The following is a 7929-nucleotide window of genomic DNA, read 5'->3' as shown; positions in this document are numbered from 1 at the left end:
CGCCACCGGTGGTCCCGCGTGCGCGCGCATGGCACCGGGCGAGTCGCGGAGGAGGTTGCGGTGGGCCGGGTCGCCCATCGCGTTGAGACGCCCGAGGAGGCCGGGTTCCGGGACCACTCCCCGCAGCCCGCGCAGCTGGCTCTTCAGCCGCCGCAACGCCTCGGCCTCGGCTCGGCACTGTTCGCAGGCGGCGAGATGGGCCAGCGCACGGTCGCGCTCCTCGTGCCCCAGCTCGCCGTCGACGAGTGCGGTGAGGCGCTCCCCGAGATGACTCACACGTCTCCCCTGTACTTCATCTGGCCTCTGTGGAGGTCGCCTCCGCTGACGCCTCGAGCGACCGGCGCGGCGCCCGGTGACCGAGTGCCGCTCGCAGCTGTGCACGCCCCCGATGGATGCGGCTGCGGACGGTGCCGAGTTTGACCCCGAGCGTCGCGGCGATCTCCTCGTACGACAGTCCTTCGATGTCGCAGAGCACGACCGCGGCGCGGTACTCGGGCGTCAGCGCGTCAAGCGCGGACTGGATGTCGGCGTCGAGGTTCCGGTCGTCGTAGGCCTGCGCGGGCGTGGGCTCTCTCCCCTGCAGCCGCTCGGCGGCGTCGTCGCCGAGTCCCTCGAAGCGGATCCGCTGACGGCGGCGCGCCATGTCGAGGAACAGGTTGGTCGTGATGCGGTGCAACCAGCCTTCGAACGTGCCGGGTGTGTAGTTCGACAAGGAGCGGAACACCCGTACGAAGACCTCCTGGGTGAGGTCCTCGGCGTCGTGCTGGTTGCCGGTCAGCCGGTAGGCCAGGCGGTAGACCCGCGCGGAGTGCTCGCGCACGACCTCGTCCCACGTCGGAGGCGTCCATGCGGCCTCTGGCGCGTGAGCGCGGTCTCCCAACTTGCCTCCAGCCCTCAGGCGGGGAACGACCCCCGCCACTCCACTGCATGTAAGCGCTGCCACCACCATGGTGCCGTGTATTTCCTCTCTACACCGCGCGTCGGTACGACATTGGTCTCGCCTGGGCTGGGGCGGTTATGACCATCGATTCATTGAACGCGACAGAACGCGCCATGGTTCCCACGCAACGATAAGGTCTCTTAAGCAGGCTCGTGGTCCCAAGGAGGCAGCCATCGACGAGGTTCAGAGGCGGGGCCCGGATCTGAACCTGGCCTACGTAGAACAGTTTCTCCCCGAGGACGATGCCCTGCTGACCGCTCGCCGGAACGGCGAGGAGGTCGGCGCGGCGCCCATCGGCCCGGCCGGAGGGGCGGCATTGCGCTTCCTCGCGGCGATGCTCGACGCCCGGACGATCGTCGAGGTCGGCTCGGGGTGCGGCGTGTCCGGCACCTGGCTGCTCCGCGGGATGCGCAGGGACGGCGTGCTCACCAGCGTCGACGTCGAGCTCGAACACCAGCGACTGGCCAAGCAGGCCTACGCCGACGCCGGATTCCCCAGCTCCCGCACGCGCATGATCGTCGGGCGTGCGCTCGACGTCCTCCCCCGGTTGACCGACGGGGCCTACGACATGGTCTTCTGCGACGCGCTGAAGCAGGAGTACCCCGACTACCTCACGGCGGCACTGCGGCTGCTGCGGCCCGGCGGGGTCGTCGCCTTCGACAACGCGCTGTGGCACGACCGGGTGGCGGATCCGGCCCAGCGCGACGCCGACACCGTGGCGATCCGCGAGGTCGGCCGCCTGGTCAAGGAGGACGAGCGGTTGGTGCCGCTACTGCTGCCGGTGGGCGACGGGCTGCTGTGCGCCCTCAAGCAGGAATGAGCGCCGAGGTCCGGCCCTCAGGCGCCGTGCGCAGCCGGCCGTGACCCGGCGATAACCATTGGCCAAGCGGTGGGGGCGCGTGCCTATCCTTGCCGGTTGTGAAGTCGTTCGCCGCGCAGCGTGCCCGTCTGCCTGAGCTGATGCTGCGTGACCGGCACAGGTTGCAGCGCCGGATCGACGGCGCCGGCAAGGTGCGGAACCCCTCGAAACAGCAGGCGATCGCAGCCGAGATCGCCGCCGACATCGACACGGCCGAACGGCGGATCGCGCGACGCCGCGACGGCGTGCCCGCCGTCACCTACCCGCCGGCACTGCCGATCGCCCAGAAGAAGGACCAGATCCTCGCGGCGATCCGCGACCACCAGGTCGTGATCGTCGCCGGCGAGACCGGCTCGGGCAAGACCACCCAGCTTCCGAAGATCTGCCTGGAGCTGGGCCGGGGCGTGCAGGGGCTGATCGGGCACACCCAGCCCCGCCGGCTGGCCGCCCGTACGGTGGCCGACCGCATCGCCGAGGAGCTCAAGACGCCGCTGGGCACGGCGATCGGCTACAAGGTCCGCTTCAGCGACCATTCCGGCGACGACACCCTCGTCAAGCTGATGACCGACGGCATCCTGCTCGCCGAGATCCAGAGCGACCGCCTTCTGCGGCAGTACGACACCCTCATCATCGACGAGGCGCACGAGCGCAGCCTCAACATCGACTTCATCCTGGGCTATCTGAAGCAACTGCTCCCGAGGCGACCCGACCTCAAAGTGATCATCACGTCGGCCACCATCGACCCCGATAGGTTCTCCCGCCACTTCGACGACGCCCCGGTGATCGAGGTGTCCGGCCGCACCTATCCGGTCGAGGTCCGCTACCGGCCCGTCGTCGAGGACGCGGAGGATCGGGACCAGATACAGGCGATCACCGACGCGGTCGACGAACTGTGCGCCGAGGGGCCGGGCGACATCCTGGTATTCCTCAGCGGCGAACGTGAGATACGCGACACCGCTGAGGCCCTGAACAAGCACTTCACCCGGGGCGGGGCGAAGTCCGGCACCGAAGTGCTCCCCCTCTACGCGCGGCTGTCGACGGGCGAGCAGCACCGGGTCTTCCAGTCGCACCGCGGCCGGCGGGTCGTGCTGGCCACCAACGTCGCCGAGACGTCGCTGACGGTGCCCGGAATCAAGTACGTGATCGATCCGGGCACAGCCCGCATCTCCCGCTACAGCCACCGGCTCAAGGTGCAACGACTGCCCATCGAGGCGATCTCGCAGGCCTCCGCCGACCAGCGGAAGGGACGCTGCGGCCGTACCTCGGACGGCGTCTGCATCCGGCTCTACGGCGAGGAGGACTTCGCGGGCCGGCCGGAGTTCACCGACCCCGAGATCCTGCGCACCAACCTGGCCTCGGTCATCCTGCAGATGACCGCGCTCGGGCTGGGCGACATCGCCGCGTTCCCGTTCGTCGAGCCGCCGGACCGGCGCAACATCAAGGACGGGGTGAACCTGCTGCACGAGCTCGGCGCGCTCGACGCCGGCGGGCAGGACGAGCGCAGGCGGCTGACGTCGACGGGCCGCAAGCTGGCGCAGTTGCCGGTCGACCCGAGGCTGGCCCGGATGGTTCTGGAGGCGGACCGGAACGGCTGCGTGCAGGAAGTCCTGATCATCACGGCGGCGCTGTCGATCCAGGATCCGCGCGAGCGCCCGTCCGACCGGCAGCAGGCGGCCGACCAGCAGCACGCCCGCTTCGCGGACAAGGAATCGGACTTCATGTCCTTCCTCAACCTGTGGCGGTACCTGCGGGAGCGGCAGGAGGAGCTGTCGTCCGGCCAGTTCCGCCGGCTGTGCAAGTCGGAGTTCCTGCACTACATGCGGGTACGGGAGTGGCAGGACCTCTACGCCCAGCTGCGCCAGGTCGCCAAGGACCTCGGCTTCACGGTGAACAGCGCCCCGGGCGACCAGCAGAAGGTGCACGTGTCGCTGCTGGCCGGGTTGCTGTCCCACATCGGGCTGCGGGATCCCGAGACCCGCGACTATCTCGGGGCGCGTGGCGCCCGGTTCGGCGTCTTCCCCGGCTCGGCGCTGTTCAAGAAACAGCCGCGATGGGTGATGGCCGCCGAGCTGGTGGAGACCTCCCGGCTGTGGGGGCGCGTCACCGCGAAGATCGAACCCGAGTGGGTGGAACCGCTCGCCGAGCACCTCGTCAAGCGAAGCCACAGCGAGCCGCACTGGGAGAAGTCGCAGGGCGCCGTGATGGCCTACGAGAAGGTGACGTTGTACGGCGTCCCCATCGTGGCCTCGCGGAAGGTCAACTATGGCCGGATCGACCCTGTGCTGTCGCGCGAGCTGTTCATCCGGAACGCGCTGGTCGAGGGCGACTGGGAGACCCACCACAGGTTCTTCCACGACAACCGCAGACTGCTGGACGAGGTCGAGGACCTCGAGCACCGGGCCCGCCGGCGCGACATCCTGGTCGACGACGAGACCCTGTTCGACTTCTACGACGAGCGCGTGCCCGCTGACGTGGTCTCGGGCCGGCACTTCGACGCCTGGTGGAAGAAGGCGCGCTCGGATCAGCCGGATCTGCTCGCCTTCGAGAAGACGATGCTGATCAACGCCTCGGCGGGCGATGTCAGCGAGCAGGACTACCCGGACGTCTGGCGGCACGACGGCCTGGAACTGAAGCTGACCTACCAGTTCGAGCCCGGCGCGGACGCCGACGGGGTGACGGTGCACATCCCGCTGCCACTGCTGAACCAGGTGACCGGTGACGGCTTCGACTGGCAGATCCCCGGGCTGCGGGAAGACCTCGTCACCGCGCTGATCCGGTCCCTGCCCAAGCCGATCCGGCGCAGCTTCGTACCGGCGCCCAACTTCGCCAAGGCGGTGCTCCAGCGGGTGATGCCGAAGCGGGAGCCGCTGCTGGACGCCCTCGAACGCGAGCTGCACCGGATGGGCGGCGTCGCGGTGTCACGCGAGGCGTGGCAGCTCGACAGGGTGCCCGACCATCTCAAGATCACCTTCCGCGTGGTCGGCGGGCGGGGCCGGACGGTGGCCGAGGACAAGGACCTGGAAGCGCTCAAGCGGCGGCTCAAGCCCAAGATGCGGTCCACGCTGGCCAAGGCGGCGGGCGACCTGGAACGCGAGGGCCTGCGCGCCTGGGACTTCGGCCCGCTCCCCCAGGTGTACGAGGCCGGTGCCGGGGGCGCCGCGGGCGCCGCGCGGGTCAGGGCCTATCCGGCGCTGACCGACGACGGCGACAGCGTCGCGATCCGGACCTTCGGCACCGAGGCCGAGCAGCGGCACGCCATGTGGGCGGGCACCCGGCGGCTCGTGCTGCTGAACGTCCCGTCGCCGGTGAAACTCGTCAACGCCCGGCTGACCAACCAGGCCAAGCTGGCGCTCAGCCACAATCCGCACGGCAACGCGGCCGCGCTGCTCGACGACTGCGTCGCCTGCGCGGCCGACAAGCTGATCGCCGAGGCCGGCGGGCCGGCGTGGGACGAGAGCGGCTTCACCCGGCTGCACGACAAGGTACGGGCGGAACTGCACGACGCGACGCTCGACGTCGTGGGCAAGGTCGAGCGCATCCTGGCCGCGGCCCACCGGATCGAGATGCGGCTGAGGGGCACCAAGAGCCTCGCGCTCGTCCCGTCGCTCACCGACATCCGCACGCACCTGTCGGAACTGGTCTTCCGCGGCTTCGTCACCGCGACCGGCTGGCGCCGGCTGCCGGACCTGCTGCGCTATCTGCGCGCCATCGAGCACCGTCTGGACAAGCTCCCGGACAACCCCGGCCGCGACCGGCAGCTGACGGCGCAGGTCGACCGGGTGCTGTCGGCCTGCCGACCACTGCTGGACCGGCGGCCGCCGGTCGAGGGCGCGGACCGGATCCGCTGGATGATCGAGGAGCTGCGGGTGAGCCTGTTCGCCCAGCAGCTCGGCACTCCCTACCCGATCTCCGAGAAACGTGTTCTCAAGGCGATGGACGAGATCATCCGGCAATCCGCTGGCGGGGCGGCATGACAGAACGGGGCTGATCCACGACACTGCCACAGTGGTCGAGGCAGGCGGTAGATTGCGGACTCGGCTTCTTTGAGCCGATTTCACACGGTCCTTAGCCTAAGGCTGACAGGGTGTGTGTGCCTCCGCAGTGACGTCGAGCCGGAACAGTGAGGAACATGTCTGAGGATGACAAGCCCCGCGGGGAACCGGCGGTCAAGGCGAAGTTGCCGAGCGGGCGTGGCGTAGGCCGCAGCGAGTTCACTCCGCACGGGATCGGCGGCCGGAGCCGGAGCAAGGTGTCGGCGATGACCGCGGCCAAGGCGAAGCGACGCCAGCGCGTGCTGGCGGGCACCCTGGTGGTCGTCGTACTGGCATCGGCCGGCGTCGGGATCTTCATCGCCACCCGGCCCGAGCCCGCCATCGCGATCACCGGTGCGTTCGGCAAGCAGCCCAAGGTCGACATTCCCAAGGAAGTGGTGCCGCCCACCACGCTGCAGAAGAAGGCCCTGATCACCGGCAAGGGCGCCAAGGTGGCCGACGGCGACGTGACCTTCGTCAACGTCGACAGCTACGTCTGGAGCGGCAAGGGCGTCAAGAAGCAGCTGGACTCGACCTACAAGACCGGCAAGCCCGTCCCGCTGCAGCTCAACGAGAACGTCCTGCCGGGCCTCAAGAAGGGCCTGCTCGGCCAGCAGGCCGGCAGCCGGGTGCTGGTGCAGATCCCGCCCAAGGACGGTCTCGGCGAGCAGGGCAACCCGCAGGCCGGGATCAAGGGCACCGACACTTTGATCTTCATCGTCGACGTGGTCTCGACGATCTCCAAGACCGCCGCCGCATCTGGCACGGAGAAGCAGCTCGACGACTCGAAGCTGCCCAAGGTCACGCCGGGCGAGGTGGGCAAGCAGCCGACCGATCTGAAGATGCCCAAGAACGACCCGCCGAGCAAGCTCGTGGCCAAGACCCTCATCGAGGGCTCGGGCCCGGCGGTGGCCGACGGCCAGGTCGTGGTGGCGCAGTACAAGGGCCAGCTGTGGCGCAATGGCAAGGTGTTCGACGCCAGCTGGAAGAACGGATCGCTGTTCCTGTTCCCGCTCGGCGGCCAGGGCGCGATCAAGGGCTTCAGCACCGGGCTGAAGGGCCAGAAGGTCGGCAGCCGCGTCATGCTCGTCATCCCGCCCAAGGACGGCTACGGCAAGCAGGGCAGCGGCGAGATCAAGGGGACCGACACCATGGTCTTCATGGTCGACATCCTCGGCGCGGCCTGAGCACGGCCCCCTGAAGTTCCACAGGACGGACGAACCCCGCACGAGCGCACATCGCATCACAAGAGACCCGCGCGACTCACGCGGCGGACGGCGACCGGGAACTGCCGGCTCGGACCGGCCGTCCGCCGCGGAATTGCCCGCGCCGCACGGTGAACCTGCCCGCCCTCTCGGCCGTCCTGATGGAGAGGCTGAAGGTTAAGGTTTCAGCGCGGCCGAACGAGCTGACCCCCTGAGGTATCGTACGGTAACGAACGGGTCACGGGGGGCGTGTGAGCAGCGACGACAACGAGGCGATGGGCGGTCGGCCCACCGTGCCGGACGACGAGGACATCGGCCGCACCAAGCCGATCGAGCGGGTCGAGTCGACCCGTGCCGTCGAGTCAACCGGTGCCTTCGAGCCCGAGGACGCCGTCGGCGATGCGGATTCACCCGCGGTCTCCCAAGGCTCCGGCCCCGGCGACGCCGCGACGCGGCCGCCCGAAGACGACGCCGCGACGCGGCCGCCCGAAGACGACGCCGCGACGCAGCCGCCCGAGAACGACATCCCGACACCGCCGGCTCAGGACGAGACCCCGGCGACGGAGCTCCGTGCGGCCGACGCGCCGGCGCGGGCCGCTGAGACCGGCACTACGACGGACGCCCCTGAGGACGACGCCGCATCGCGCGCGCCCGAGGACGACCGCCCGGCGCAGGCCCCTGAGAACGACGGCCCGGCGCAGGCCCCTGAGAACGACGGCCCGACGCAGGCCTTCGCGGTCGACGTCACGGGCGACGATCCGGATCCTCCCGCCGACGAGTCACCGCGGGAACCGCCCACGACCGGTCGGCCGGCCGGCGAGGACGCCGAGCACGCGGCGGTGGCCGCCGCGGCGGGCGGTGTGCCGCCCAGGGGCGGGCCGCCCGGGAAAAGGC

Annotated in this window: 5 protein-coding genes and 1 pseudogene; 4 read left to right on the top strand and 2 right to left on the bottom strand. The window is 69.9% G+C overall.

Annotated elements, in window-relative coordinates; genetic code table 11:
* Together HKK72_RS32640 and sigE are read right to left on the bottom strand one after the other, a co-directional pair.
* On the bottom strand, positions 1-276 hold a 276-nt coding region (locus HKK72_RS32640; protein WP_187238283.1), incomplete at its 3' end, for an anti-sigma factor family protein.
* Between the two features lie 16 nt (positions 277-292).
* Positions 293-943: an RNA polymerase sigma factor SigE gene (gene sigE, locus HKK72_RS32635; RefSeq protein ID WP_315987568.1), complete on the bottom strand. Its 651-nt coding sequence runs from the start codon at positions 941-943 to the stop codon at positions 293-295.
* Between the two features lie 169 nt (positions 944-1112).
* Here sigE and HKK72_RS32630 point away from each other — a divergent pair, with 169 nt between their 5' ends.
* The 4 genes and pseudogenes from HKK72_RS32630 to HKK72_RS32615 form a co-directional block, all read left to right on the top strand.
* Complete coding sequence (locus HKK72_RS32630) at positions 1113-1760, top strand: O-methyltransferase (protein ID WP_187238285.1); 648 nt, start codon at positions 1113-1115, stop codon at positions 1758-1760.
* 140 nt (positions 1761-1900) lie between these two features.
* Positions 1901-5773: an ATP-dependent RNA helicase HrpA gene (gene hrpA / locus HKK72_RS32625; RefSeq protein WP_187238284.1), complete on the top strand. Its 3873-nt coding sequence runs from the start codon at positions 1901-1903 to the stop codon at positions 5771-5773.
* 155 nt (positions 5774-5928) lie between these two features.
* Entirely contained in the window at positions 5929-7017 is a 1089-nt protein-coding gene (locus tag HKK72_RS32620) for an FKBP-type peptidyl-prolyl cis-trans isomerase (RefSeq protein ID WP_187238281.1), read from the top strand.
* Between the two features lie 269 nt (positions 7018-7286).
* A pseudogene (locus tag HKK72_RS32615) lies at positions 7287-7929 on the top strand (hypothetical protein); the annotation flags it as partial.

The organism is Actinomadura sp. HBU206391 (assembly GCF_014323665.1).
In the GTDB taxonomy this organism is placed as follows: Bacteria; Actinomycetota; Actinomycetes; order Streptosporangiales; family Streptosporangiaceae; genus Actinomadura_C.
Note: the sequence above shows the minus strand (reverse complement) of the source record. Positions and strands in the feature narration are given on the sequence as shown.

What these genes read in the sequence shown, in the direction of transcription:
- hrpA (WP_187238284.1), top strand. Translation starts at nt 1,901, where the DNA reads ATGCTGCGTGACCGGCACAGGTTGCAGCGCCGGATCGACGGCGCCGGC.
- HKK72_RS32620 (WP_187238281.1), top strand. Translation starts at nt 5,929, where the DNA reads ATGTCTGAGGATGACAAGCCCCGCGGGGAACCGGCGGTCAAGGCGAAG.